The organism is Agrococcus jenensis (genome assembly GCF_003752465.1).
GTDB classification, from domain to species: domain Bacteria; phylum Actinomycetota; class Actinomycetes; order Actinomycetales; family Microbacteriaceae; genus Agrococcus; species Agrococcus jenensis.
In genome coordinates, this window is the sequence record NZ_RKHJ01000001.1 from 2,688,186 (window position 1) to 2,713,497 (window position 25,312).

General features: G+C 72.6%; 30 protein-coding genes and 2 tRNA genes. 13 read left to right on the plus strand and 19 right to left on the minus strand.

Annotated features, from left to right (window positions below):
- The first annotated feature begins 5 nt into the window (after positions 1–5).
- Both EDD26_RS13195 and EDD26_RS13200 read left to right on the plus strand, forming a co-directional pair.
- Entirely contained in the window at positions 6–818 is an 813-nt protein-coding gene (locus EDD26_RS13195; RefSeq protein WP_123698128.1) for an aminotransferase class IV, read from the plus strand.
- Positions 815–1,459 (plus strand): DedA family protein, encoded by a 645-nt coding sequence (locus EDD26_RS13200; protein WP_342769316.1) that lies wholly within the window; start codon positions 815–817, stop codon positions 1,457–1,459. The genes EDD26_RS13195 and EDD26_RS13200 overlap by 4 nt, the downstream gene beginning before the upstream one ends.
- A 6-nt stretch (positions 1,460–1,465) precedes the next feature.
- Here EDD26_RS13200 and cydC read toward each other — a convergent pair whose 3' ends face one another.
- The 5 genes from cydC to EDD26_RS13225 form a co-directional block, all read right to left on the minus strand.
- Positions 1,466–3,106, minus strand: a complete 1,641-nt coding sequence (gene cydC / locus EDD26_RS13205; protein WP_123698129.1) for a thiol reductant ABC exporter subunit CydC — start codon at positions 3,104–3,106, stop codon at positions 1,466–1,468.
- A complete protein-coding gene (cydD, locus tag EDD26_RS13210; protein ID WP_245989919.1) occupies positions 3,103–4,932 on the minus strand; it encodes a thiol reductant ABC exporter subunit CydD in 1,830 nt (609 codons plus the stop codon). Before cydD ends, cydC begins: the two co-directional genes overlap by 4 nt.
- Positions 4,872–5,903: a cytochrome d ubiquinol oxidase subunit II gene (cydB, locus tag EDD26_RS13215; protein ID WP_123698130.1), complete on the minus strand. Its 1,032-nt coding sequence runs from the start codon at positions 5,901–5,903 to the stop codon at positions 4,872–4,874. The genes cydD and cydB overlap by 61 nt, the downstream gene beginning before the upstream one ends.
- A gap of 9 nt (positions 5,904–5,912) precedes the next feature.
- Positions 5,913–7,337, minus strand: coding sequence for a cytochrome ubiquinol oxidase subunit I (locus EDD26_RS13220; RefSeq protein WP_123698131.1), 1,425 nt, complete (start codon positions 7,335–7,337; stop codon positions 5,913–5,915).
- A 67-nt stretch (positions 7,338–7,404) separates the two neighbouring features.
- Entirely contained in the window at positions 7,405–8,076 is a 672-nt protein-coding gene (locus EDD26_RS13225) for a TetR/AcrR family transcriptional regulator (protein ID WP_123698132.1), read from the minus strand.
- Positions 8,077–8,125: 49 nt separating this feature from the next.
- Between EDD26_RS13225 and EDD26_RS13230 the strand changes: the two genes are divergently transcribed.
- Genes EDD26_RS13230 through EDD26_RS13240 form a run of 3 tightly spaced genes read left to right on the plus strand, consistent with a single transcriptional unit; the run spans position 8,126 to position 10,319 of the window.
- Positions 8,126–8,821 carry an SOS response-associated peptidase gene (locus EDD26_RS13230; protein ID WP_123698133.1) on the plus strand — a complete coding sequence of 232 codons (696 nt, stop codon included), beginning with the start codon at positions 8,126–8,128 and terminating at the stop codon, positions 8,819–8,821.
- 35 nt (positions 8,822–8,856) lie between these two features.
- Positions 8,857–9,894 carry an App1 family protein phosphatidate phosphatase gene (locus tag EDD26_RS13235; RefSeq protein ID WP_123698134.1) on the plus strand — a complete coding sequence of 346 codons (1,038 nt, stop codon included), beginning with the start codon at positions 8,857–8,859 and terminating at the stop codon, positions 9,892–9,894.
- Positions 9,895–9,911: 17 nt separating this feature from the next.
- Complete coding sequence (locus EDD26_RS13240; protein ID WP_148058747.1) at positions 9,912–10,319, plus strand: NUDIX domain-containing protein; 408 nt, start codon at positions 9,912–9,914, stop codon at positions 10,317–10,319.
- A 63-nt stretch (positions 10,320–10,382) separates the two neighbouring features.
- Here EDD26_RS13240 and EDD26_RS13245 read toward each other — a convergent pair whose 3' ends face one another.
- A complete protein-coding gene (locus tag EDD26_RS13245) occupies positions 10,383–11,429 on the minus strand; it encodes an NAD(P)-dependent alcohol dehydrogenase (protein WP_123698136.1) in 1,047 nt (348 codons plus the stop codon).
- Positions 11,430–11,608: 179 nt separating this feature from the next.
- On the opposite strand from EDD26_RS13245, the gene EDD26_RS13250 reads away from it, so the two are divergent.
- Positions 11,609–12,076 (plus strand): VOC family protein, encoded by a 468-nt coding sequence (locus EDD26_RS13250; protein WP_123698137.1) that lies wholly within the window; start codon positions 11,609–11,611, stop codon positions 12,074–12,076.
- 24 nt (positions 12,077–12,100) lie between these two features.
- Here the strand turns inward: EDD26_RS13250 and EDD26_RS13255 are convergent, their stop codons facing one another.
- The gene (locus EDD26_RS13255; RefSeq protein ID WP_123698138.1) at positions 12,101–12,715 is read right to left on the minus strand and encodes a DUF8185 domain-containing protein; all 615 of its coding nucleotides are present in this window, start codon (positions 12,713–12,715) and stop codon (positions 12,101–12,103) included.
- 52 nt (positions 12,716–12,767) lie between these two features.
- Between EDD26_RS13255 and EDD26_RS13260 the strand changes: the two genes are divergently transcribed.
- Both EDD26_RS13260 and EDD26_RS13265 read left to right on the plus strand, forming a co-directional pair.
- Complete coding sequence (locus tag EDD26_RS13260) at positions 12,768–13,649, plus strand: acyl-CoA thioesterase (RefSeq protein ID WP_123698139.1); 882 nt, start codon at positions 12,768–12,770, stop codon at positions 13,647–13,649.
- Positions 13,646–14,218, plus strand: coding sequence for a GNAT family N-acetyltransferase (locus EDD26_RS13265; protein ID WP_123698140.1), 573 nt, complete (start codon positions 13,646–13,648; stop codon positions 14,216–14,218). Before EDD26_RS13260 ends, EDD26_RS13265 begins: the two co-directional genes overlap by 4 nt.
- Positions 14,219–14,290: 72 nt before the next feature.
- Here the strand turns inward: EDD26_RS13265 and EDD26_RS13270 are convergent, their stop codons facing one another.
- The 6 genes from EDD26_RS13270 to msrA form a co-directional block, all read right to left on the minus strand.
- Entirely contained in the window at positions 14,291–15,817 is a 1,527-nt protein-coding gene (locus tag EDD26_RS13270) for a CoA-acylating methylmalonate-semialdehyde dehydrogenase (protein WP_123698141.1), read from the minus strand.
- 52 nt (positions 15,818–15,869) lie between these two features.
- A complete protein-coding gene (locus EDD26_RS13275) occupies positions 15,870–16,325 on the minus strand; it encodes an acyl-CoA thioesterase (RefSeq protein ID WP_123698142.1) in 456 nt (151 codons plus the stop codon).
- Entirely contained in the window at positions 16,325–18,007 is a 1,683-nt protein-coding gene (gene ettA / locus EDD26_RS13280) for an energy-dependent translational throttle protein EttA (protein ID WP_123698143.1), read from the minus strand. The genes EDD26_RS13275 and ettA overlap by 1 nt, the downstream gene beginning before the upstream one ends.
- Positions 18,008–18,011: 4 nt before the next feature.
- Positions 18,012–18,449, minus strand: coding sequence for a DUF6993 domain-containing protein (locus tag EDD26_RS13285; RefSeq protein ID WP_123698144.1), 438 nt, complete (start codon positions 18,447–18,449; stop codon positions 18,012–18,014).
- 78 nt (positions 18,450–18,527) lie between these two features.
- Positions 18,528–19,022: a single-stranded DNA-binding protein gene (locus tag EDD26_RS13290; protein WP_123698145.1), complete on the minus strand. Its 495-nt coding sequence runs from the start codon at positions 19,020–19,022 to the stop codon at positions 18,528–18,530.
- 81 nt (positions 19,023–19,103) lie between these two features.
- Positions 19,104–19,628 (minus strand): peptide-methionine (S)-S-oxide reductase MsrA, encoded by a 525-nt coding sequence (gene msrA / locus EDD26_RS13295; RefSeq protein WP_123698146.1) that lies wholly within the window; start codon positions 19,626–19,628, stop codon positions 19,104–19,106.
- Between the two features lie 69 nt (positions 19,629–19,697).
- On the opposite strand from msrA, the gene EDD26_RS13300 reads away from it, so the two are divergent.
- The gene (locus tag EDD26_RS13300; protein WP_123698147.1) at positions 19,698–19,949 is read left to right on the plus strand and encodes a hypothetical protein; all 252 of its coding nucleotides are present in this window, start codon (positions 19,698–19,700) and stop codon (positions 19,947–19,949) included.
- Positions 19,950–20,008: 59 nt separating this feature from the next.
- Here the strand turns inward: EDD26_RS13300 and EDD26_RS13305 are convergent, their stop codons facing one another.
- The 4 genes from EDD26_RS13305 to EDD26_RS13320 form a co-directional block, all read right to left on the minus strand.
- A complete protein-coding gene (locus tag EDD26_RS13305) occupies positions 20,009–20,569 on the minus strand; it encodes a YceI family protein (RefSeq protein WP_123698148.1) in 561 nt (186 codons plus the stop codon).
- A gap of 113 nt (positions 20,570–20,682) precedes the next feature.
- The gene (locus tag EDD26_RS13310; RefSeq protein WP_123698149.1) at positions 20,683–21,357 is read right to left on the minus strand and encodes a DedA family protein; all 675 of its coding nucleotides are present in this window, start codon (positions 21,355–21,357) and stop codon (positions 20,683–20,685) included.
- Between the two features lie 35 nt (positions 21,358–21,392).
- Positions 21,393–21,827 (minus strand): hypothetical protein, encoded by a 435-nt coding sequence (locus EDD26_RS13315; protein ID WP_123698150.1) that lies wholly within the window; start codon positions 21,825–21,827, stop codon positions 21,393–21,395.
- Positions 21,828–21,921: 94 nt separating this feature from the next.
- Positions 21,922–21,994: transfer RNA gene (locus EDD26_RS13320), tRNA-Arg, on the minus strand.
- A gap of 73 nt (positions 21,995–22,067) precedes the next feature.
- Between EDD26_RS13320 and EDD26_RS13325 the strand changes: the two genes are divergently transcribed.
- From EDD26_RS13325 to EDD26_RS13340, 4 genes are all read left to right on the plus strand, one after another.
- A complete protein-coding gene (locus EDD26_RS13325) occupies positions 22,068–22,589 on the plus strand; it encodes a pyridoxamine 5'-phosphate oxidase family protein (RefSeq protein WP_123698151.1) in 522 nt (173 codons plus the stop codon).
- Between the two features lie 33 nt (positions 22,590–22,622).
- Positions 22,623–23,282 carry an HAD family hydrolase gene (locus EDD26_RS13330; RefSeq protein WP_123698152.1) on the plus strand — a complete coding sequence of 220 codons (660 nt, stop codon included), beginning with the start codon at positions 22,623–22,625 and terminating at the stop codon, positions 23,280–23,282.
- Positions 23,283–23,291: 9 nt separating this feature from the next.
- A complete protein-coding gene (gene orn / locus EDD26_RS13335) occupies positions 23,292–23,915 on the plus strand; it encodes an oligoribonuclease (RefSeq protein WP_281273321.1) in 624 nt (207 codons plus the stop codon).
- A 102-nt stretch (positions 23,916–24,017) separates the two neighbouring features.
- Positions 24,018–24,090: transfer RNA gene (locus EDD26_RS13340), tRNA-His, on the plus strand.
- A gap of 32 nt (positions 24,091–24,122) precedes the next feature.
- Here the strand turns inward: EDD26_RS13340 and EDD26_RS13345 are convergent.
- Together EDD26_RS13345 and EDD26_RS13350 are read right to left on the minus strand one after the other, a co-directional pair.
- Positions 24,123–24,401, minus strand: coding sequence for a DUF3253 domain-containing protein (locus EDD26_RS13345; protein ID WP_123698153.1), 279 nt, complete (start codon positions 24,399–24,401; stop codon positions 24,123–24,125).
- A 43-nt stretch (positions 24,402–24,444) separates the two neighbouring features.
- The gene (locus tag EDD26_RS13350; RefSeq protein ID WP_123698154.1) at positions 24,445–25,281 is read right to left on the minus strand and encodes a siderophore-interacting protein; all 837 of its coding nucleotides are present in this window, start codon (positions 25,279–25,281) and stop codon (positions 24,445–24,447) included.
- Positions 25,282–25,312: the final 31 nt, after the last annotated feature.

A 25,312-nucleotide genomic window follows, 5' to 3' on the forward strand; every position in this document is an offset into this window, starting at 1 on the left:
ATCCTATGAGCGGGAGGGATGTCGTGCGCGCCTGGACGGGCGCCGGCTTCGAGCCCGCGGACCCCGCCGAGCACGGCGCAGCCGACCTCATCCTCGCGGCCGACTCCTGGCTCGTCGTCGACGGCGCGGTGCTCGCGCTCGACCGCCATCGCGAGCGGTTCGCGCGGGCCGCCGCCGAGGTCGGGGGCGACCCGGCCGCCGCCCGCGCAGCCGTCGACGCCGCGATGCAGCACGTCCCCGCGGGCAACTGGTCGCCCCGGCTCGACCTCACGCCCGAGGGCATCCGCCTGCGCATCCGCCCCGCCCCCGCGGCGCGCGGCACCGTCGAGGTCGTCACGGCGTCGCGCGACCCGCGCACGCTGCCGCTCCGCAAGGGGCCCGACCTCGCCGCGCTCGCCCTGCTGCAGGCGGAGGAGCGCGAGCGCGCCGGCGCCGAGGTCGAGCCGATCCTCACGACCGGTGCGGATGCGGGTGGCCTGGTCGCCGAGGGCGCCTGGTCTGCGCTGCTGTGGTGGCACGGCGACGAGCTGCGCGTGCCGGCGGCCGGCGTCCCGCGGCTGCCGTCGGTGACGGCGGCCGTGCTCCTCGAGCTCGCCGAGGCCGACGGCGTCGTCGTCCGCGAGGTGCACGCGAGGCCCGACGACCTCGCGGGCGACGAGGTGTGGCTCGCGAACGCGCTGCGCGGGATCCGCGTCGTGACGCGCTGGCACGGCGGCCCGGAGGTCGGCCGCGGCGAGCGCGCGACCGCGTGGCAGGAGCGGCTCGCGGCGCTGCGGCAGGCACCGGCGATCGACGCGCCGATCGCGAGCCGGCGGTGATCGACGACGCGATCGGCGTGCTGCTCGAGACGATCGGCTCGATCGACCCGCTGCTGCGCACGGTGCTCGCCGGCCTCGCGATGCTGCTCGAGACGAGCGTGCTCCTCGGGCTCGCCGTGCCCGGCGACACGATCGTCATCATCGCCGCGCTCGCGGTCGAGGAGTGGCCGTGGTGGCTCGCGCTCATCGGCGCGACGGTGGTCGGCGCGCTGTGCGGCGAGTCGATCGGCTTCGCGATCGGCCGCTGGATCGGGCCAGCGATCGACCGCTGGCTCGAGCGCCGCTGGCCGAAGGCGTCGCTGCGCTGGCGCAGGACCGAGCGCTACCTCGCGCGCCGGGGTGGCATCGCGATCTTCCTCTCGCGCTTCCTGCCCGTCGCGCACTCGCTCGTGCCGCTCATCGCCGGCAGCGCGGGCATGGCGTACCGCAGGTTCCTCGCCTGGACGCTGCCCGCGTGCCTGCTCTGGGCGACCGCGTACTCGACCGCCGGATGGCTCGCCGGCGGCAGCTACCGAGAGCTCGCCGACGAGCTGCACGGCGCCGGCTACGTGCTCGTAGCGGTCGTCGCGGTGTTCGTCGCCGCCGTCTACGTCGTCAAGCGGCTCATCGCCCGCAGCGAGGCACGGCACCTCGACGACTGACCCCGGTCAGCGCGCTGCTGCCGCACGGATCCGCACGGTGCGGCTCACGAGGTCGACGGGCAGCGGCGCGTGGCTGATGACGAGCAGGATGCGGCCGTCGCCGCGCGCCGCTTCGAGGATGTCGCGCAGCAGCGGCTCGGCGAGCTCGCGGTCGACGTTCGCCGTCGGCTCGTCGAGCACGAGGATGCGCGCGTCGGCGAGCAGCGCGCGCGCGAGCGCGATCCGCTGCGCCTGCCCGCCGGAGACGAGTCCGCCGCGCTCCCCCAGTCGCGTGGCGAGGCCGTCGCGCTCGCGCGCCCAGGCGGCGAGCCCGACGCGCTCGAGCACCGCCCACAGCTCCTCATGGGTCGCGTCCTCGCGGGCGAACCGCAGGTTCTGCTCGAGGTCCTCGTCGAAGATGTGCGGTCGCTGCTCGGCGAGCAGCACCGAGCGGCGGAGCGCATCCGGGTCGATCGCGCGCGCGTCGCGGCCGCCGATGCGGTACTCGCCGGTCGACTCGAGCAGCCGCACGAGCGCGAGGCCGAGCGTCGACTTGCCGGCGCCGGATGCGCCGACGATCGCGACCGCCTCGCCCGGCTCGGCCCACAGGTTGACCGGCGCGGATGCCGGGCCGCTGCCGGACCACGCCGCCTGCAGGCCGACGAGCTCGAGCACCCCGACCAGCGGCTCCTGCTCCCCGCCCTCGCCGGGCACGGCGGCGAGCGCCTCGTCGCCCGGGAGGGACTCCGCCACCCGTGCGGCCGCGGCGCGCGACTCGCGCCACGCGAGCACGGCGGGCGGCACTGCGCCCCACACCTCGAACACCGCGAGGCCGATGAGCGCGACGAGCGCCGCGAGCGGGCCGTCGAGGCCACCGTCCGCGACCGCGGGCGCGGCGATGAGCGTCGCGACGAGCACGCTGCCGCCGGCGGCGAGCGCGATGAGCCCGGCGCCCGCGCCGGCCGCCAGCGCGTGCCGGCCGGCCCGCTGCGCGATGTCGCGGTCGAGCGCCTCGATCGCGGCGCGGCGCTCGGGCTCGGCGCCGTAGGCGCGCAGCAGGTCGAGCGCGCGCACGTGGTCGACGAGCGCGCTCTCGAGCCGTGACCGCAGCGGACCGAGCGCGGCGTCGGCGGCGCCCGCGATGCGCGCGGTGACGAGGGCGGCCAGCCCGCCCGCCACCACGACCGCGACGAGCAGCGCGAGGCCGGCCGCTGGCAGGATCCAGGCGACCGTCGCGATCGCGAGGCCGACCGCGATGCCGCTCGACGACAGCGGGCCGAGCACGCGCAGCGGCCAGTCCTGCAGCCGGTCGACGTCGCCGACGAGGCGCGGCATGAGCTCGCTCGAGCGGCCCACGCCGACGGGCGCGACCGGGCGAAGCCGGTCGAACGCCGCGCGCCTGGCTGAGCCGAGCATCCGGAAGGCCGCGTCGTGCGAGACGACCCGCTCGAGGTACCTGCCGGCCGCGCGGCCGATCGCGAAGGCGCGCACGCCGACGATCGCCATCTGCAGGTGCAGGATCGGCGGCTGGAACGAGGCGGCGGCGAGCAGCCAGCCGGCGGTGGCCATGAGCGCGATCGCGAGCACCGCGGTGAGCGCGGCGGCCGCGATGCCGCCGGCCATGCGGCGGCGCTGCCCGAGCGTCGCGAGCACCTCGCGGCCGGTCATGCGCGCACCCCGATGCTGTCTGCCGCCGTGCCGTCGGGCGCTGTGTCGTCGGGCGCTGTGCCGTGAGGCGCCGTGCCGTCGAGCACCGCGCCTAGCCGCACCACCCGGTCCGCGGCCCCCACGACGGCGGGCCGATGGCTGGCGACGACGACGATCGCGCCCTCGGCGGCGGCGGCGCGGAGTCCTGCGATCACCTGCCGCTCGGCCTCGTCGTCGAGCGCGCTCGTCGGCTCGTCGGCGAGCAGCACGGCCGCGCCGGTCGCGACGCGGTGGAGCGCCCGCGCGAGCACGACGCGCTGCGCCTGCCCGCCGGAGAGTCCGAGCGAGCCGCCGGTGGCCGGCTCGATGCGCGCGTCGAGGTCGACGTCGACGCCCGCGCGGGCGAGCGCCGCGCGGAGCCCCGCGTCGTCGGCGGACGCCCGGCCGAGCGCGAGGTTCTCGCGCACCGTGCCGGTGACGACCGCATCCCACGCGCCCTGCGGTGCCCACGCGAGCCGCTCGGGCTCGAGCGCTGCGCCGTCGAGGGATGCGGTGCCCCGTGCGGGCGCGAGGCCCAGCAGCGCGGCGATGACGCTCGACTTGCCGACGCCGGACGGCCCTGCGAGCACGACGAGCTCGCCGGGGCGCGCCGAGAGCGAGACCGGCGGCAGCCACCGCTCGCCGCGCCGCACCTCGAGCGCGTCGACGACGAGCCCGGCGTCGACGACAAGTTCGGCACCGACCTCGAGCACCGAGCCCGTCGCGACCCCCGGCCGCTCGGCGAGCGTCGGCGCGTCGATGAGGTCGAGCACGGCGCGCGACGCCTCGATGCCCTCGGTGGACGCGTGGTAGGCGGCGCCCACCTGCCGGACCGGGAGGAAGGCATCCGGCACGAGGATGAGCACGCTGAGCGCGAGGCCGAGCGCGATGTCGCCCTCGACCAGCCGGATGCCGACCGAGACGGCGACGAGCGCGACCGACAGCGCGCCGGCGAGCTCGAGCACCATCGACGAGACGAACGAGACGCGCAGCACCGCCATCGTGCGCGCGCGGTGCTCGTCGCTCAGCGCGTCGACCCGTGCGCCCGCGCGGCGGTCGCGGCCGAACAGCCGCAGCGTCGCGAGCCCTTCGAGCGTGTCGAGCCACGAGCGCGCGAGCCTGCCCGTCGCGGCCCACTGCTCGCGCTGCACGTGCTCGGTCGCGAGGCCGATGAGCACCATGAAGACGGGGATGAGCGGCAGGCAGACGAGCACCGCGATGCCGCTGAACGCATCCTGCGACCAGAGCGCGAGCACGATGATGGGCGTCGCGACGATCGTGCGCACGAGCTGCGGCAGGAACTGGCCGAACCAGCCGTCGAGCGCGGCGAGCCCGCGGCCGAGCGCGGTCGCGGTGTCGGCGGCGCCGGCCGGGCTGCCGTGCGCGCCGATGCGGGCGAGGGCGGCGGTGCGCAGCTGCGACTGCACGCGCGCGGCGGCCGCGGGGGCGAGCGATCCCGACAGCCAGGCGCACGCCGCACGCACGACGACGGCGACCGCCGCCAGGCCGACGTCGGGCAGGATCGAGGCGGGCGGCGCGCCCTGCACGACCGCGCCGATCGCGTGGCCGGCGAACCACGCGAAGGCGACGATCGCGCCGGTCTGCACGAGCGCGATCGCGGCCTCGAGCGCGAGGTGCGCGCGGGCGCCCGGCGCGTGCCGCAGGAGCCGCGGGTCGAGCGGGCCGCGGCGCGCGCGACCCGTCGGGCCCTGCTCGTGCGCGTGCCGCTCGTCTGATCGCTGCTCGTTCAGTGCAGCACCTCGACGGCCGCGGCAGTGACGCGCCGGCGGAACACCCAGTACGTCCACGCCTGGTAGGCGAGCACGAGCGGGAGGCAGACGAGCGCCGCCCAGCTCATCACCTCGAGCGTGTACGCGCTCGACGAGGCGTTCGCGACCGTGAGGCCGACGAAGCCGCCCTCCGGGTCGGAGGCGGGCATCACGAACGGTCCGCCCGCGCGCGTCAGCAGCGAGCCGAAGAGCGTCGAGACGGCGAGCACGACCGTCGCCGCCGTCGACGCGAACGCCCACCCGTCGCGCTCGACGCGGTTGAGCATCCACGCCGCGAGGCACGTGATCGCCGCGAGCGCCGCGAGCACGACGACGAGCGGCGCCGGGTTCTGGATGACCGTCCACAGCAGGAACACCACGGCCAGCCCGGCGGTGGAGAGCAGCGCGCGGTCCGCGAGGCGGTGCGCCCGGGCCTTCAGGTCGCCGTCGGTCTTCAGCGAGAGGAAGACGGCGCCGTGCGAGAGGCACAGGGCCACCATCGTGAGCCCGCCGAGGAGTCCGTAGGGGTTGAGCAGCGTCAGCAGCGAGCCGGTGACGAGCGCACCGCCCTGGTGCGGCTCCATCGGCACGCCCTGCGCGACGTTCGCGAACGCGACGCCCCACAGCAGCGCCGGGATCACGGAGCCGGCGACGATGCACGCGTCCCAGCCCGCACGCCAGCGGGCGGAGTCGCGCTGGTGCCGGAACTCGAACGAGACGGCGCGCGCGATGAGGCCGAGCAGCAGCACGAGCAGCGCCAGGAAGAATCCGGAGAACATCGTCGCGTACCACTCGGGGAACGCCGCGAACAGGCTCGCGCCGGCCACGATGAGCCACGTCTCGTTGAGGTCCCAGACCGGGCCGATCGCGTTGATGATGCGGCGACGGTCGGTCTCGCTGCGGCCCAGGATCGGCAGGCTCATGCCGACGCCGAAGTCGAACCCGTCGAGCACGAAGTACATGACGAACATGAACCCGATGACGAGGAACCAGATGAGCGGGAGATCCACGACAGCCTCCTAGTAGACCGTGACGGGCTGCGCGGGCCGGCCGGACTCGTCGAGCTCGGGCGCCTCGGCGGGGCCGTGCTGCGCCGCCCGCTGCATGAGCCGAAACTCGATGACGCCGAGGATCGCGTAGATCGCGGTGAAGGCCAGCAGCGAGGTGAGCACCTCGCCGCCGCTCACCCCGGGGCTCACGCCGTCCTCGGTGCGCATCTGCGAGAAGACGAGCCACGGCTGGCGGCCCATCTCGGTGAAGACCCAGCCGACCGTCATCCCGAGGAGCGGCAGCGGCAGGCTCCAGATGGCGACGTTCCACACCCATCGCGGCTGCTCGATGCGCCGCTTCCTGGTGAGCCACAGGCCGACGATCGCGATCGCGAAGGCCAGGAAGCCGAGGCCCATCATCCAGCGGAACGACCAGTAGGTCACCCAGATGATCGGCGTGTAGTCGTCGGGTCCCCAGAGCGCGGTGTACTCCGCCTCGAGGTCGTTGATGCCCTCGACGGTGCCGAGCGGGTCGTGCGTCGACAGCAGCGCGAGCAGGTACGGCACGCGCACCGAGAAGACCTCGTGCTGGCCGTCCGGCGTGCCGAGGCTGAAGAGCGAGAAGGATGCGTCGTAGCCGGAGGACGTGTCGTACATCGCCTCCGCCGCGGCCATCTTCATCGGCTGCGCGGCGACCATCGCGATCGAGACCATGTCGCCGGTGATGAAGGTCAGCATCCCGCCACCGATGACGCTCCAGAGCCCCACGCGGAGCGCGGTGTACATCATCGACGTGTGCTGCGCGCGCTTCAGGTGCCATGCCGCGACGCCGACCATGACGGCCCCCGCCACCATGACGGAGGCGAACATCGTGTGCGGGAACGAGGCGAGCAGCACCGGGTTGGTGAGCACCGCGCCGATGTCGGTGAGCTCGGCGCGCTCGCGCGCCTCGTTGATCGCGAAGCCGACGGGGTTCTGCATGAACGCGTTGGCGGCGAGGATGAAGTAGGCGCTCGCCATCGTGCCGAGCGCGACCATGTAGATGGTCAGCAGGTGGAGCTTCGGCGACAGGCGGTTCCAGCCGAAGATCCACAGCCCGATGAAGGTCGCCTCGAAGAAGAAGGCGATGAGGCCCTCGAACGCCAGCGGGGCGCCGAAGACGTCGCCGACGAAGCGGGAGTAGTCGGACCAGTTCATCCCGAACTGGAACTCCTGGACGATGCCGGTCGCGACGCCGATCGCGAAGTTGATGAGGAAGAGCTTGCCGAAGAAGTGCGTGAGCCGGAGGTGGTCCACGTTGCCGGTGCGAAGCCAGGCCGTCTGGAACCCGGCGGTCAGCCACACCATGCCGAGCGTGATGGGCACGAAGAGGAAGTGGTAGATCGTCGTGAGCCCGAACTGCCACTGGGACAGGACGAGCGGGTCGAGCTCCTGCGCGAGAGGGACGATGGGCATCAGGCCGCCTTTCGGATGCCTCCATCCTCTCGCCGCGACCTATATGACAGCAACGACACGCCGATACCTATGTGACAGGTGCGCCATCTCGGGGGTCATCCGGGGCCACCGGGTCGCCGAAGGCAGCGGTCAGGTGCTGCATCGCGCACATGCGGCCGAGCGCGAGGTAGCGCGGATCCCCGTGCGGGTCGTGCAGGAACGCGTAGGTGACGAGCGCGTCCAGGCCACCGATCGCCAGCACGAGGTCGTCGCGCCGCTCGTCGTCGAGCTCGATGCCCCAGCGCTCGGCGACGTACTCGGCGATGACGTCCGCGAAGAGCGGCGCGACCTCCTGCCGGGCGACCGGCCCGAGGTCGAGGCCCTCGCCAGTGCGGAGCGAGCGGAAGGAGGGCACCTCGCGGAACGTGTCGACCATCGCGCCGATCACCGCATCCGTCGCGTCCGTCCAGGTCTCGTGCGGCTGCGCGAGCACCCGGCCGACCGCGTGGCGCATCCGCTCGAGGTTGCGCTCCGCGAGCGCGACGAGCACCGCGACGCGGTCCGGGAAGTAGCGGTAGACCGTGCCGATGGAGGCGCCGGCGCGATCGGCGACGAGCGCTGTCGTGAGGTGCTCGATGCCGTGCTCGATGACCACCGCCGCGGCGGCGTCCAGCAGCGCCTCGACGCGCTGCGCGGCTCGCGCCTGCACCGGCTCATGGCGCACGGTGACCGAGGGCTGGCCGTTCGGACGATCGCTCATGCGCACATCCTCTCGCACCGGGGGACGTCAAGGTGAGACCATTTCATCCATGTGCGGACGGTATGTGATGGCCACCCCGACGAGCGACCTCGTCGCGCTCTTCGAGATCGACGAGGTCGGTCCCGACCAGCCGGAGGCGAACTGGAACATCCCGCCGACGACGACCGTGCCGATCGTCGTGGAGCCCGCGCCGCGCGACGACTCGCCGCCCATCCGCCGGCTCGAGGCGGCGCGCTGGGGGCTCGTGCCCGCCTGGGCCGACGACATCTCGGTCGGCGTGCGCGCCTTCAACGCGCGCAGCGAGTCGGCCGCCGAGAAGCCGATGTTCCGCGACGCCGTGCGCGAGCGGCGCGCGCTCGTGCCCGCCGACGGCTGGTTCGAGTGGCACCGCGAGGGCGACGCGAAGACGCCGCACTACGTGCACGGCGACGCGCCGATCTCGTTCGCGGGCCTCTACGCGTGGTGGAAGCAGCCTGACGGCACCTGGCTGCTGTCGACCAGCATCCTCACGACCGCCGCGACCGGCGACCTCGCCGCGATCCACGAGCGGATGCCGCTCGTCGTCTCCCCCGAGATGCGCGATGCCTGGCTCGACCCCACCGAGGACGGCGAGGCCGCGCTCGAGGCCGTCATCGCCGAGGCGCCCTCCGTCGTCGCCGACCTGGCCGCGCACGTCGTCGACAACCGGGTCGGGAACGTGCGCGAGCAGGGACCCGATCTCATCGCGGCAACCACCACCGGGTAGGGTCGGGAATCGTTCACGGCGCTCGGAGGTCACGCATGGATGAGCTGGATCCGCTCGCCCGCATCCCGGAGCCGATCAAGCACACCGCCGCCCGCATCGAGGACTGGTTCCACGAGCAGCGCGAGGCGCGGGCGCTGCGCTCGGGCAGGCTGCCCGTGATCGTCTCGTACCCGGGCTACGGCGGCGACGGCTGGGTGCGCGTGCTCGCGCGCGTGCTGCTCGTCGAGCCGGGCGGCGAGCAGCGCGCCCAGTACGAGAACGTGCGCGGCTGGCGCTCCTTCACGTCGCTCACGCTCAACGACGTCGACGTCACCATCGCGGCCGGCGACGACCGGCACGTGGTGACGGCCGATCGCGGCGGCGTCGTGGACGCGATCGTGCCCATCCGCCTCGAGCCCGGCTGGCGCGAGGTGACGGTCTCGGTCGCCGGCTCGCTGCCCGTCGTCGCGCCCGTGCTCGTCGTCGACCCCGCGACCCGCTTCGGCGTGGTGAGCGACATCGACGACACGGTCATGGTCACGTCGCTCCCCCGGCCGCTGCTCGCCGCCTGGAACGCCTTCGTGCTCGACGAGCACGGCCGCACCCCGGTGCCGGGCATGGCGGTGCTCTACGAGCGCATCAAGCAGCAGCACCCGGGCAGCCCGTTCGTCTACCTCTCGACCGGCGCCTGGAACGCGGCGCCCGCGCTCACCCGCTTCCTGTCACGCAACCTCTACCCGGCCGGCAGCATGCTGCTGACCGACTGGGGCCCGACGCACGACCGCTTCTTCCGCTCCGGCAAGGAGCACAAGCGCTCGCAGCTGCAGCGGCTCGCGCGCGAGTTCCCCGACATCCAGTGGCTGCTCGTCGGCGACGACGGCCAGCACGACGAGGAGCTCTACGGCGAGTTCGCGAACGCGCACCCCACCTCGGTGCGCGCGGTCGCGATCCGCGAGCTGTCGACGCAGGAGGCGGTGCTCGCCGGTGGCCGCAAGCACGCCGAGACGCGCTCGATGCACCCGTGGGTGTGGTCGCCGAACGGCGGCGGTCTCGTGAAGGAGCTCGCGTCGCTGCCCGAGCTGCAGGTGCTGTGACGGCGGATCCGGCCGGCATGCGCGCGATCGCCATCGCGGTCGTCCGCCGCGCTGACGGCGCGCTGCTCGTGACGAGCGCCACCGAGCCCGGCACCGGACGCACGCTCGTGCGACCGCCGGGCGGCGGCATCGATCCGGGCGAGACGGCGGCGGATGCGGTCGTGCGCGAGCTGCGCGAGGAGCTCGGCGTCGAAGCCGCGCGCCCGCGCGAGCTCGGCGAGCTCGAGCATCGAATCGTGTTCGCCGGTCGCGCGCTGCACGAGCGCGTCACGATCCTGTCGGTCGACCTGCCGGCGGATGCGACGCTCCCGACCGCGACGGACGCGGGGCATCCGGTGTGGTGGCTCGAGCGCGACCGCTTCGACGACCCCGCGCTCGAGGTCGTGCCAGGTGGGCTGCTCGAGCTGCTCGACGCGGAGGGCTAGCTGCGACCGATGGCCGGCGGCATCGCCGCCGGCCATCGGGGATCACGCACCAGTGTTCAGGCCTCAGGCGAAGGTCTTCGCGTCGATGACGAAGCGGTAGCGCACGTCGGAGGCGAGCACGCGCTCGTAGGCGTCGTTGATCTGCTCCGCCGAGACCAGCTCGGTCTCGGGCAGGATGCCGTGCTCGGCGCAGAAGTCGAGCATCTCCTGCGTCTCGGCGATGCCGCCGATGGCCGAGCCCGCCCAGCTGCGGCCGGCCATGATCAGCTGGAAGACCGGCACCTCGAGCGGGTCCGCCGGGGCGCCGACGTTCACGAGCGTCCCCTTGACGGCGAGCAGCCCCAGGTAGGCACCCATGTCGATCTTCGCGGAGACCGTGTTGATGATGAGGTCGAACGTGCTCGCGAGCTCGTCGAACGTCGCCGCGTCGTTCGTCGCGTAGTGCGCCGTCGCGCCGTAGCGGAGCGAGTCCTCGCGCTTGGCGGTGGTCTGCGACAGCACGGTCACGTCGGCGCCGAGCGCGACGGCGATCTTGACGGCCATGTGGCCGAGCCCACCCATGCCGACGACGGCGACCTTCGTGCCGGGTCCGGCGTTCCACCGGCGCAGGGGCGAGTAGGTGGTGATCCCGGCGCAGAGCAGCGGCGCGACCTTCTCGATGTCGAGCGACTCGGGCACGCGGAGCACGAAGCCCTCGTCGACGACGACGGCCTGGGCGTAGCCGCCCTGCGTGATCGTGCCGTCGGCGGGGTCGACGCCGTTGTACGTCTGGATGTTGCCCTCGAGGCAGTACTGCTCCTGGCCCGCGAGGCACTGCTCGCACTCGCCGCAGGAGTTCACCATGCAGCCGACGCCGACGCGATCGCCGACCCGGTGCTTCGTGACGTCGGAGCCGACCTCGGTGACATGGCCGACGATCTCGTGCCCAACCACCTGCGGGTACGTGATCGGTCCCCAGTCGCCGCGGACGGTGTGGATGTCGGAGTGGCAGATCCCCGCGTAGGCGATCTCGATGAGCACGTCCTTGGGGCCGAGGTCGCGGCGCTGGATCGTGGTCTTGACGAGCGGCTCGGTGGCCGATGGTGCGGCGTATGCGTTGACGGTCAGCATCGTGCTCCTTCTCCCGGGCATGGATGACCCGGGTGTGCGATGTCGAGGGATGGCGCGCGTCGGCGCGCCTCGTCGAGTCTCGCGTGGTCGATCGCTCGCCGGGAGGCCCTGTCGGTGCCCCTCAGCCGCACGAGGAGCCGGTCCTTCCGCCCGCGCCACTCGCGTGCGAGCGTGAGCGCATGGCGGTGGAGCGGATGGACCACGTCGGGGTGATCGTCGAGGACCTCGAGGGCGCGCGCGCCTTCTTCGAGGAGATCGGACTGCGCGCCGTCGGCGAGGCGCGAGTGGACGAGCCGTGGGCGGGGCGCGTGACGGGGCTGCCGGGCCAGCGGGTCGAGCTCGTGATGCTCGAGACGCCCGACGGGCACGCGCGGCTCGAGGTCAGCCGGTTCCTCGAGCCCGTCGACGAGGACGGGCCGCAGCCGGCGCGCTCGAACCGGCTCGGCATCCGGCACCTCGCGTTCGTGGTGACCGACCTGCGCGGCATGCTCGAGCGGCTCGCCCGGCTCGGCTTCGAGACGGTCGGCACGGTCGAGGACTACCGGGGCATCTACCTGCTCTGCTACGTGCGCGGACCGGAGGAGATCATCGTCGAGCTCGCCGAGGAGATCGGCGATCCCTCCGGCATGCTCGACCCCACCACCTAGCCGCTTCGGCTGGCCGGGGGGCTGCTAGCGGGCGAGCACCTCGCCGGCGCGACCGGAGGCGCGGGTCCAGCCGCCCGCGGTGGTCACGCGCACGGGTGCGTCGCCGAGGAACCGCATCGCCACGAGCGCGGCCGCCTGCCCGGCGGTGAGCCCGCTCGGGTCGACCGCTCGGGCCCACACCGCGCGCTCGGCGCGGCGGCGCACGGCCTCGCCCGGCGATCGCGGCAGCGCAGCCTCGACGTCCGCCGCGGCCTGCGTGGCGAACGCGCGCACCGCGTCGGCGGTCACGTCACCGCCGTGCGCCCAGCCGCGCTGCGGCGGCGACACGGCCGCCCACGCGGGCCGGCCGATCGCGTCCGGCACCTCGACGTCGGCGCCCTCGCGCAGCGCGTCGCGCAGCGCGGCGAGCGGGACGACGCCGTCGAAGCGCGCCGCGGCGCGCATCCGCGAGGCGCGCGCGACCAGCACCGTCGGGCCGGTGTCGAGCAGACCGCTCGCGGCGGCCATCGGCGTGGTGAGCAGCGCGACCTCGCCGTCGGCGACCAGCCGGACGGAGCCATCGCCGAACACCGCTGCGCGGTCGAGCAGCAGGACGAGGTCGGCGCGGGAGCGGTCGTCGAGGGCGAGGATGGCGTGCATGCGCTCCCTAGACTAGAGCGGCCCCGCACCGGGCACCGTCGAGAGGACCCGCATGACCGAGCGCATCCGCATCCTGCTGGAGACCCTCGCGCTGGAGGACACCGGTGCGCGCACGAGCGAGGACATCTTCACCGGTGCGAGCCACCCGATGCCGTTCGGTCGCGTCTTCGGCGGCCAGGTGATGGCGCAGGCGGTCGTCGCGGCGCAGCGCACGGTCGACTCGCCGCGCCCGATCCACTCGGTGCACGGCTACTTCGTGCGGCCCGGTGACGTCGAGCTGCCGATCACGTTCTCGGTCGAGCGCATCCACGACGGCCGGTCGTTCTCGACGCGCCGCGTGCAGGCCTACCAGCACGGGCTGCCGATCATGTCGATGATCTCCTCCTTCCAGGACCCCGACGACGGCCCCAGCTCGCAGCACACCATCCCGACCGGGCTGCCCGCGCCGGAGGAGCTGCCGAGCTCGGAGGACCTGCTCGCGCCCTACGCCGGGCACCCGCAGGCGCGCGCCGTCATCGCGCGGCCGTTCGACATCCGCCACGTCGAGGGACCGGTCTACGTGCCCGACCCCTCGCGTCCGCGGCACGGCAAGCAGCACGTCTGGATCAAGGCGAAGGATCCGCTGCCCGACGACGACGCGCTCCACCGCGCCGCGCTCGCCTACCTGTCCGACTACGCGATCCTCGAGCCGATCGTGCGCATGCACGGCGCCGCATGGGCGACCCCGGGCCTCAAGGCGGCGAGCCTCGACCACGCCGTCTGGTGGCACCGACCGGCGCGCGTCGACGAGTGGCTGCTGCTCGAGCTCGAGACGAGCTCGTCGGGCGGTGGCCGCGGGCTCGCGAACGGCTTCGTCTACAGCGCCGACGGCACCCACGTCGCGACGATCGCCCAGGAGGGCATGGTGCGCGTGCCCCACGAGGGCGAGCGATGAGGGTCGACCCGATCGCGCCCGCCGGCGCGATGCGGGCGCTGCGGGGCGCGCTGCCGCTGCGCACGGAGCGGCTCGTGCTGCGCACGCTGCGCCCCGACGACATCGACGTCGTGCGCGGCTACCGCAACGCGCCGGGCCAGCGCCGCTGGACCTACACGCCCGACCAGACCGAGGCCGAGCTCATGGCCTGGACGGCCGGCGGCGCCCCGGTGGTGCTGCGCGACGGCGACGCGACGCAGCTCGGCATCGAGCTCGACGGCGCGCTCGTCGGCGACCTCATGGTGCGCATCACGAGCCTGCGGAGCCGACAGGCGGAGCTCGGCTGGATGGTCGCCGCCGAGGCGCAGGGCAAGGGCGTCGCGACCGAGGCCGCGCGCGCGGCGCTCGAGCTCGCGTGGGCGATGGGTGCCCACCGGGTGATCGCGCACCTCGACGAGGAGAACGTCGCGTCGCGACGCGTCGCCGAGCGGCTCGGCATGGTCGTCGAGGCGCGCCACGTCGAGGACGAGGTCAACCCCGCGACCGGCGAGCTCGGCACCTCGCTCATCCTGGCCATCCGCCGCCCCTGATCTCAACGTCGCCAGTGGTCGCACAGCCCGCATGGCGGGTCGTGCGACCACTGGCGACGTTGGGAAGGTCGGTCAGTTGGAGGGGAAGCCGAGGTTCAGGCCGCCGTGGCTCGGGTCGAGCCAGCGGCTCGTGATGACCTTCTCGCGCGTGTAGAAGTCATACGCGTGCTTGCCGTAGGCCTTGCCCTGCCCGAAGATCGACTGCTTCCAGCCGCCGAACGAGTGGTAGCCCACCGGCACCGGGATCGGCACGTTGATGCCCACCATGCCGACCTGCACCTCGTTCTGGAAGCGCCGGGCGGCGCCGCCGTCGTTCGTGAAGATGGCCGTGCCGTTGCCGTACGGGTTGTCGTTGATGAGCGCGAGGCCCTCCTCGTAGGAGGCGACCCGCACGATCGACAGCACCGGGCCGAAGATCTCCTCGCGGTAGGCGGAGGAGGTGGTCGGCACCCGGTCGATGAGCGTCGGCTTGATCCAGAAGCCGTTCGGGTCGCCGTCGACCTCGGGGTCGCGCCCGTCGACGACGAGCTCGGCGCCGTCGTCGGCTGCGGTCTGGATGTAGCCGGCCACCTTGTCGCGGTGCGCACCCGTGATGAGCGGTCCCATGTCGTTGTCGCGCGTGCCGTCACCGGTGCGGATGCCGCCCATCTTCTCGGCGATCTTCGCGGCGAGCTCGTCGGCGATCGCGTCGACCGCGACGACCACGGAGATCGCCATGCAGCGCTCCCCCGCCGAGCCGAAGCCGGCGTTGACGGCCGCGTCGGCGGTCACGTCGAGGTCGGCGTCGGGCAGCACGAGCATGTGGTTCTTCGCGCCGCCGAGGGCCTGCACGCGCTTGCCATGCTTCGAGCCCGTCTCGTAGACGTACTGCGCGATCGGCGTCGAGCCGACGAACGAGATCGCCTGGACGTCCGGGTGCGTGAGCAGCGTGTCGACGGCCTCCTTGTCGCCGTGCACGACGGTGAGCACGCCGTCCGGCAGCCCCGCCTCCTGGTAGAGCTCGGCGATCCACACCGATGCCGAGGGGTCCTTCTCGCTCGGCTTGAGCACCACGACGTTGCCGGAGGCGAGGGCGATGGGCGCGAACCACAGCGGCACCATCGCTGGGAAGTTGAAGGGGCTGATGATGCCGACGACGCCGAGCGGCTGCCGCAGCGAGTAGACGTCGACGCCGGTCGAGGCGTTCTCGGAGTACTCGCCCTTCGTCAGCAGCGGGAAGGCGGTCGCGAGCTCGACGACCTCGATCGCGCGGGCGATCTCGCCGAGCGCGTCGGCGTGCACCTTGCCGTGCTCGCGCGTGATGATCTGCGCGAGCTCGTCCTTGCGGCTGACGATCAGCTCGCGGAAGCGGAACATGATCGCCTGCCGCTTCGCGATCGACAGGTCGCGCCAGGCCGGGTAGGCGGCCTTCGCGGTCGCGATCGCCTCGGCCACCTCGTCGGCGCTCGCGAGCGCGACCTCGCTCACGGCGGTGCCGAGCGCGGGGTTGAAGACGGGCGCGGTGCGGCTCGAGCCCTCCTGGCGGCGGCCCGCGATCCAGTGCGGGATCGAGGTGGGTGCGGCGGGCGCGTTCGCGGTGTCGACGGCGGTGTCGGTCATGGTGGCAGCTCCTCGGCGTGGTGGCATCGTTGCGCCGCCAGCCTAGCGAGGCTCAGCCGCGCCGGAAGTCGACGGGCGGCCCGAGGTACGGCTCCCAGGCCGCGCGCTCCGCATCCGTGAGCCGCCGCGGCGCGCCCGTCGACGCATCCAGCATCACGACGATCGTCGCGGCGCGCGCGTAGAGCTCTGTGCGGTCGGGCGAGAGCACCTCGTAGCAGACCTGCATGCTCGCGCCGCCGAGGTGGCCGACCCACGTGTCGACGAGGATCGGCTCCCGGTGGTGCGGGATCTGCCCGAGGTACTCCGCCTCCTGGCGCGCGATGACGGTGATGCTCGTCGCGCCGGGACCGGCGTCGATGATCGCCGTCGTCGGCGAGCCCTCGGGCCCGCCCGCCCAGAAGGCCGAGACGCGCGCCTCCTCGAGGAGCGTCAGCAGCGAGGCGTTGTTGACGTGCCCGTACGCATCCAGGTCCGACCAGCGCACCTGCACCGGCACCTCGAGGCGCATCAGTCCCTCGTGAGCTTCCGGTACGCGGAGCGGTGCGGCTTGGCGGCGTCGGGGCCGAGGCGCTCGATCTTGTTCTGCTCGTACGCCTCGAAGTTGCCCTCGAACCAGTACCACTGCGCCGGGTCCTCGTCGGTGCCCTCGTAGGCGAGGATGTGCGTCGCGATGCGGTCGAGGAACCACCGGTCGTGCGTGATGACCACGGCGCAGCCGGGGAACTCGAGCAGCGCGTTCTCGAGGCTGCCGAGCGTCTCGATGTCGAGGTCGTTGGTGGGCTCGTCGAGCAGCAGCAGGTTGCCGCCCTCCTTGAGCGTGAGCGCCAGGTTCAGGCGGTTGCGCTCGCCACCCGAGAGGATGCCGGCGCGCTTCTGCTGGTCGGGGCCCTTGAAGCCGAACTGGCTGACGTAGGCGCGCGACGGGATCTCGACGTTGCCGACCTGGATGTAGTCGAGCCCGTCGGAGACGACCTCCCACAGGTTCTTGTTCGGGTCGAGGTTCGAGCGGCTCTGGTCGACGTAGCTGAGCTTGACGGTCTCGCCGATCTTGAGCGCGCCGTCATCGAGCGGCTCGAGGCCGACGATCGTCTTGAAGAGCGTCGTCTTGCCGACGCCGTTCGGGCCGATGACGCCGACGATGCCGTTGCGCGGCAGCGAGAACGACAGCCCGTCGATGAGCTTGCGGTCGCCGAAGCCCTTCTCGAGGTCGTTCGCCTCGAGCACGATCGATCCCAGGCGCGGGCCCGGCGGGATGGTGATCTCCTCGAAGTCGAGCTTCCTGGTGCGCTCGGCCTCGGCCGCCATCTCCTCGTAGCGGGCGAGGCGAGCCTTCGACTTCGCCTGCCGGCCCTTCGCGTTGGAGCGGACCCACTCGAGCTCGTCCGAGAGGCGCTTCGCGAGCTTCTGGTCCTTCTTGCCCTGCACCTGGAGGCGCTCGGCCTTCTTCTCGAGGTAGGTCGAGTAGTTGCCCTCGTAGGGGTAGAGACGACCGCGGTCGACCTCGCAGATCCAGCCGGCCACGTGGTCGAGGAAGTACCGGTCGTGGGTGACGGCCATGACGGCGCCGGGGTACTTCGCGAGGTGCTGCTCGAGCCAGAGCACGCTCTCGGCGTCGAGGTGGTTCGTCGGCTCGTCGAGCAGCAGCAGGTCGGGCTTCTCGAGCAGCAGCTTGCAGAGCGCGACGCGGCGGCGCTCACCACCGGAGAGCGTCGTGACGGGCCAGTCACCGGGCGGGCAGCGGAGCGCGTCCATCGCCTGCTCGAGCTGGGAGTCGAGGTCCCACGCGTCGGCCGCGTCGATCTGCTCCTGCAGCTGCCCCATCTCCGTCATGAGCGCGTCGAAGTCGGCGTCCGGGTCGGCCATCTCGGCCGAGATCTCGTTGAAGCGCGTGAGCTTCGCCGTCAGGTGGCCGAACGCCTCCTGGACGTTCTCGAGCACCGTCTTCGACTCGTCGAGCTCCGGCTCCTGCATGAGGATGCCGACGGAGTAGCCGGGGGTCAGCTTCGCCTCGCCGTTCGACGGCGTGTCGAGGCCGGCGATGATCTTGAGGATCGTCGACTTGCCCGCGCCGTTGGGTCCCACGACGCCGATCTTGGCGCCAGGGATCACCGCCGTCGTGACGTCGTCGAGGATCACCTTGTCGCCCACAGTCTTGCGGGCGCGCACCATCGAGAAGATGTATTCGGCCATGCCCTCAGTCTACGGTGACGATCTCCCCGACCAGGCACCGGCCGCCGCCGAGCGCAGCCGCCCGCACGGCCCTCGGCTCGCCGGCGCCCACCTCGCCGACGATGCAGCCCGCCTCGGTGCGCACGGCGATCTGCACGAAGGTCACCGGTGCGCCGAGCGAGTCGACCTCGCGGGTGCGCTCGATCGCCGAGCGCGGGAAGCCGGCGGACTCGACGGCGGCGACGAGTGCGTCGGGATCCGTGGGGGCGTGCCCGGCAATCGCAGCGCGGAAGGCGTCGAGCTCGGCGTCGGGAGCTGCGTCCACCGCGCCGCCGGCGGCCCCATCCGGCGTCTCGACGGCGCCATCGCTCGCGACGGGCGGCTCGGTGATGCCGGTTGAGGTGCAGCCGGCGAGCACGAGCGCTGCGAGCAGCGCGACCGCCGCGATCCGATGCCGATGCACGCACCCTCCTCCGCCGCTGCTGGACCGTGCAAGCCTACGGGGCGGCCATCGGGGCGTCGGGGCGTCGGGCCAGGCGGGTCAGAAGGGCGTGTCTGGCTCCGTGAGCGGCGCGGTCCATGCCTCCGTCGCCGTGAGCGCCATCGCGGGTTCGCGCTCCGGCTCCCGCTCCGGCTCGGCCGCCGCGGCTGGCTGATGCTCGGGCGCGCGCACCGGCTCCTGCTCGCGAGGCCTGCGGTCCTTCGCGACCGCCCCGGCGCGCAGCGTGTGGCCGATGTGGTCGGCGCGGATCTTCACGCTCGTGCCGCGCCGCTCCCCCGACTCCCACTGCTCGACCTTGAGCTTGCCGAGCACGACGACGAGGTCGCCCTTCCGGAGCGAGGCGGCGACGTGCTGCGCGAAGTCGCCCCAGGCCTCGACCGAGTACCAGTTGGGCGTGCCGTCGACCCAGGTCTCGCCCTCCTTGCGCCTCGGCTTGCTGCTGAGGCGGAACTCGGCGACGCGGTCGCCGTGCACGGACTTCAGCGTCGGGTCGCCGCCGAGGCGCCCGACGACGGTGATGACGTCTTCGTTCATGCCTCGGAGGATGCATCCGCGACGCACCGCGGCGTGCGACGGGCCCGACGGCCTGTGGAGAGCGTCAGGCCCCAGCGGCCGTCAGACGCGCAGGTAGTCGGCGAAGCCAGCGCGGATCTTGTTCACCTTGGGGGCAGCGACGGCGAGGCAGTAGCCCTGCGTCGGGTTCTTGGCGAAGAAGTCCTGGTGGTAGTCCTTGGCGTCGTAGAACGCGCCGAGCGGCTCGAGCGTCGTGACGATCTCTCCCGGCCACCACTCGCCCGCGCGGGCGATCGCGGTCTCGAAGCGCTCGCGCTCGGCGTCGTCGCGGTAGAACATGGCTGACCGGTACTGCGTGCCGATGTCGTTGCCCTGCCGGTTGAGCTGGCGCGGGTCGTGCATCGTGAAGAACATGTCGAGCACCACCTCGGTGGGCAGCCGCTCCTCGTCGTAGATGACCTTCACGGCCTCCGCGTGCCCGGTCCTGCCGGTGCACACCGCGTCGTAGCTGGGGTGGGCGACGTCGCCGCCCGTGTAGCCCGACACGACATCCTCGACGCCCTCGACGACGCGATACGCGGCGTCCAGGCACCAGAAGCAACCACCGGCGAGCACGATCTCCTGCATGGTCCGAGCCTAGCCCGCGCCCGTGTGGGTGGCCCGCCGTAGCGTCGCAGACGAGGGAGAGGAGCGGCCATGGCCATCATGTCCAGCACCCAGCGGCGCACGGCGCCCCAGGCGAGCAACGTCGCCACCCGCCGCGTGCGTGACGACCTCTGGCGCGTCGTCAGCGCATCCGGCCTCGCGCTCGGCTACATCGCGCGCGTCGACGGCCCGACGGGGCCTGCCTTCGAGTCGCGCCGCCTGCTGCCCGGCGGCACGGCGATGGTGCCGATCGGCGGCGGGTGGTCGCTCGCCGACGCCCTCGCGTGCTTCACCGGGCCCTAGCCCGCGAACGCGACAGCGGGGCCGAGGCTCGCGCCTCGACCCCGCTGCTGCGGATCTGCTCAGGCCGCGACGGGCGCCTGCTGGATCGCCGAGATCTCGATCTCGATGTCGATGTCGTCCGAGAGCATGACGCCGCCCGACTCGATGGCGACGTTCCAGGTGATGCCGAAGTCGCTGCGCTTGATGCGCGTGCGGGCGGAGGCGCCGGCGCGGGTGTTGCCCCACGTGTCCGGGCCGATGCCGCCGAACTCGACGAGCAGCGAGACCGGCTTGGTCACGCCGCGGAGCTGCAGGTCGCCATCGATGTAGAGGTCGTCGCCCTCGACGCGCGCGCCGGTGGACGTGAACGTCCACTCGGGGTGCTCCTCGGTCGCGAAGAAGTCGCCCGACCGCAGGTGCGTGTCGCGGTCCGCGTTCTTCGTGTTGATGGTCGACGGGTCGACGGTCGCCGTGATCGACGACGCCTCGGGCTGCTCGGCCAGGACGATCGTGCCCTCGAGGCCCTCGATCTCGCCGCGGACCTTGGCCACCATCATGTGGCGGACCGAGAAGGTCACGTTCGAGTGCGAGCCGTCGATGACGTAGGTGCCGGGCTGGTAGCCGGGGATGTTCTGCAGCATGGGTGCCTCTCTGTCAGGGGGAGTCGTTCAGAATCGAACGAGCGGTCCGAGAGGAGGGAACTGCCTCCGTCGCCGATCCATTCCCGATCCGTCGGACGGATCCCGGCGGCGGCTCACTCGCCGTGGAAGAGGTGCTTCCCCTCGCGGCGGTTGAGCAGCATGCGGCGGGTCACCCACCAGGCGATCACGACGATCACCGCAGCGACCACGAGCCACTGCAGCCAATCCATGTAGGGCTCGATGACGTGCCAGTTCTGGCCCAGCGTGAAGCCCAGCATGATGAAGATCGTGTTCCAGATGGCGGAGCCGACCGCGGTGAGGCCGAGGAAGAGCAGCACGGGCATCCGCTCGATCCCCGCAGGGATCGAGATGAGGCTGCGGAAGATGGGCAGGAACCTCCCGAAGAGCACGGTCTTCCACCCGTGCTTGGAGAACCACGCGGTGGTCTTGTCGATGTCGCTCGCCCGCACGAGCGGCATCTTCGCCGCGATGCGCGAGAGCCGCTCGTGGCCCAGGACGCGGCCGAGCGCGTAGAGCAGCAGGGCGCCGACGACGGAGCCGCTCGTCGTCCAGATGATCGCCTCCGCGAGCGTGAAGCCGCCGGCTGCGGCGGTGAGCCCGGCGAGCGGGAGGATGACTTCGCTCGGGATGGGCGGGAAGAGGTTCTCTGCGGCGATGGCGATCGCCGCTCCCGGCGCTCCGACCGCCTCCATGAGCCCGACGGCCCAGCCAGCGACGCCGGTGAGCTCGGACGTGTCGGGAACGGACTGCAGGATCGTCGGGAGCATCAAGACAGCCTACGGTCGCCGATCCGATCGACGCATCAGGAACGCATCATGTACGCGTCGTGCCACGACGAGCCCCTGCGCTTGATCGTGACGATGGCATGGCAGTTCCGACAGCGCACGTCGCACTTCGCGATCTCCGCCTGGATGATGCTCAGCGCGCGCCCTCTGCGGACCATGCTGCTGACGCTCGCGACCTTCGTCCCGCGCACGTGATCGAACTCGAGCACCCTGATGTCGGAGCTGCCGCAGTCGACGCAGCCTGCAGAGAACCGCACCATGATCGCGTCGAGCGCTTGCTGACGCCGGGCCTTGCTCGTGCGGCGCACGTTGGCCTTGTGCCGGACCGCATTCGCTCGGTAGTGCGCCTTCTGGCACGCGCGGCAGTAGGAGTGCCGACCGTCCTTGTTCTTCGGGCTCCGATTGAAGTCTTCGATCGGTCGCTCCGCCAGGCACCGCGCACAGCGCTTCATGGCCGGAGGGTACGCGGCACCACCGACAGCGGAGCGGCAACGCCGCCGAACCACGGTGTCGAGCTGCGTCCGGCGCTGTGCCCAGGCAGCTGTGCGCCCCCGGCGGGAGTCGAACCCGCGACAAAAGGATTAGAAGGCCTCTGCTCTATCCGCTGAGCTACGGGGGCTCATCCAATCTACCGGGAGCATCGACGACCGCCTCCGGGTGCCGTGTGGGTGGTGCCCCATAGCGTCCGGCGCATGGACGCTCCCCTGCCGCCGCTGCCTGCTCCGCGTCGTGATCGCGCTCGACTGCCCGAGGGCTACGGTCTCCCCGCCGACGACGACGGCCTGCTCGACTGGGCCGACGTCGAGGCGCGCCTCGTCGCCGCGAAGCACTACTGGATCTCGTCGGTGCGACCGGACGGCCGGCCCCACAGCATCCCCCGCTGGGGCGTCTGGGTCGACGGCCGCTGGTGGTACGACGGCGCACCGACCACGCAGCACGCCCGGAACACCCAGCGCAACCCGGCCGTCACGCTCACGCTCGAGAGCGGCACCCAGGTCGTGATCGTCGAGGGCACCTCGGTCGCCACCGGAGCAGAGCCCGACGGCCCGGGCGAGCGCCTCTCGGCGGCGTTCGGCAAGTACGCCGACGACGGCTACGCGCCCGCGCCGGACGCCTGGTCCGGCGACGACGGCGGCGGGCTGCGCGTCGTCACGCCCGAGCGGGTGCTCGCCTGGTTCTCGTTCCCGAAGGACGTCACGCGCTTCCGCTGGTGAGCACGCGCAGCACCGGCATGCCAGGCTGAACCCATGGCCGGTGCTCTGCTGTTCGACATGGACGGGACCCTCATCGACTCGGAGCCCATGTGGCACGACCAGATGCGCGTCTTCGCCCGCCACCACGGCATCGAGTGGACCGCCGACGACGCGCACTGGACGACCGGCAGGCCGATGGTCGAGTGGGCGGAGCGGATGCGCGAGCGCGGCGTGACGATGGACGCCCCGTCGATCATCGCGACGGTCGCGGGCGCCGTCGCGGCGCTCGTGCGCGACGACGTGCCGTGGCTGCCCGGCAGCCTCGCCCTGCTCGAGCGCGTCGCCGAGGCCGGCATCCCCGCGGCGCTCATCACGAACGCGTCGGCGGAGAACGCCCGCGCGATGCTCGAGGCTGCGCCGGAGGGCGCGCTGCGCTTCGCGATCTCCGCCGACGACGTGTCGCGCTCGAAGCCCGATCCCGAGCCCTACGCCCGCGCGATCGAGCGGCTCGGCGCCGACGCCGCCGCATCCATCGCCTTCGAGGACTCCGGCAGCGGGGCGCGCGCCGCGACCGCGGCAGGCGCCCGGCTGTGGTTCCTCACGACGCAGCTCACCGCATCCCCGGTGCCGGCCGAGCGCACGATCGGCACGCTCGCCGACGTCGACGCCGACGAGCTCTTCGCCGCGCTCGGCGGCGCGGTCCCCGCGACGTAGACTCTGCCCGTGGCTGCTGCTGATCGGATCGTCTGGATCGACTGCGAGATGACGGGGCTCGACCCGTCGGTCGACGAGCTCGTCGAGATCGCGGTCGTCGTCACCGACTTCGAGCTCGAGGTGCTCGACCCGGGGCTGCAGATCGTCATCAAGCCCTCCGACGCCGCGCTCGCGCAGATGGGCGACTTCGTGCGGACGATGCACGCGACGAGCGGCCTCGACCAGGAGCTCGCGCACGGCGTCTCGCTCGCCGAGGCCGAGCTCGAGGTGCTCGAGTACGTGCAGCGCTTCGTGCCGGTCGAGCGATCGGCCCCGCTCGGCGGCAACACGATCGGCACCGATCGGATGTTCATCGCGCGCTACATGCCGACCCTCGACGGCTTCCTGCACTACCGCTCGATCGACGTGTCGAGCATCAAGGAGCTGTCGCGCCGCTGGTTCCCCCGTGCCTACTTCCAGGCGCCCGAGAAGGCCGGCGGGCACCGCGCGCTCGCCGACATCCTCGAGTCGATCCGCGAGCTGCGCTACTACCGCCGCGCGGTCTTCACGGACGCGCCGGGCCGTCCGAGCGACGAGCTGCAGGGCATCGCCCGCGAGGTGACCGAGGGATTCGGCGAGCTGCTGCCCGAGTGATCGGCACGGCTGCGCTGCTGATCCGATAGGCGGCGATCGCCCGATGCGGCGATCAGGCTCAGGATGTCGTATGCTGTCCTGGTTGCGTTTCGAGCGCACATGGTGGGTATAGCTCAGCTGGTAGAGCGCCGCCTTGTGGTGGCGGATGTCGCGGGTTCAAGTCCCGTTACTCACCCAGAGAGGCCCGGAGGTTCGTCCTCCGGGCCTTCACTCGTCTTCGGGCGCCTGCTCGTCATGGATGCGGCGGATGCGGATGGGCCCGCGCGCGAGCTCCGGATCGACCGGATCCCCGCGCTGCGTGATGACGACCTCGCCGCGGTCGACGAGCCGTGCGGCCGCCGCTCGTGCGTCGTCCATGCGCGGCCGCCACGCCGTCGGATCGTCGCCCGCCACGCGCCGTGCCGCGTCGCTCGGGCAGATGGTCGCGCCCGGCCGTCGGGTCGCGAGCAGCTCGAGGATCGCGGTCTCCATCGCGTCGTCGGTCATGCCGCCATCCTGCCGCGGCGCGCGCCGCAGCGCATCCGTCCCGTCATGCGGGCGGCAGCACCACGCCGATCGGCTCGCGCTTCTCGGCCTGGAAGCGGTCCTCCGTGCGGCCGAGCGCCCAGTAGCCCGAGAGCGACACCTGCGATCGCTCGAGGCCGCGCTGCGTGAAGAGCTGCTCGCGCATCGCCTTCATCGACTCCCGCTCGCCGTGCGCGAAGACCTGCACCCGGCCCGCAGGCCATGCGATCGCGCCCACGGTGGCGGCGAGCAGCCCGATCGTCGCCTCGCTCGGCTCGCCTCGGTGCAGCCACTGCACCTCGACGCCGTCCGGGTGCCGGAGCGCGATCTCCTCCGAGCCGTCCCTCACCTCGAGCACCGCGATGCCGCGGGCATGCTCGGGGAGCGCCTCGATCGCGCGCGCGATCGCCGGGAGCGCCGACTCGTCGCCGGCGAACAGGTGCCAGTCGGCGGCGGGGTCGGGCGCGAAGGCGCCACCCGGGCCGCCGAAGACGACCCGCTCCCCCGGCTGGACCCGCGCCGCCCAGGGGCCCGCGATGCCGGCGTCGCCGTGCACGACGAAGTCGAGCGCGATCGAGTCGGGCGCGACGGCCCGCACCGAGTACGTGCGCGTGACCGGCAGGTCGTCGGGCGCGAGCGTCTCGCGCAGCGCGGCGAGGTCGTAGGGCGGCTCGAGACCGAGCTCGGGCTTCACGAAGTGGAGCTTCACGTAGGCGTCGGTGAAGTCGTTCGGCACGAAGGTGCGGAACCCCGGGCCGCCGATCCACACCCGCACGAGGCTCGGCGCGATCCGCTCGGTGCGGACGACCTCCATGACGTGCTGCGGGCGGTTGGGGCGGGGCGCGCGACCGGGGATGCTCATGGTGCTCTCGACGCTAGCAGCGGGCCTCATG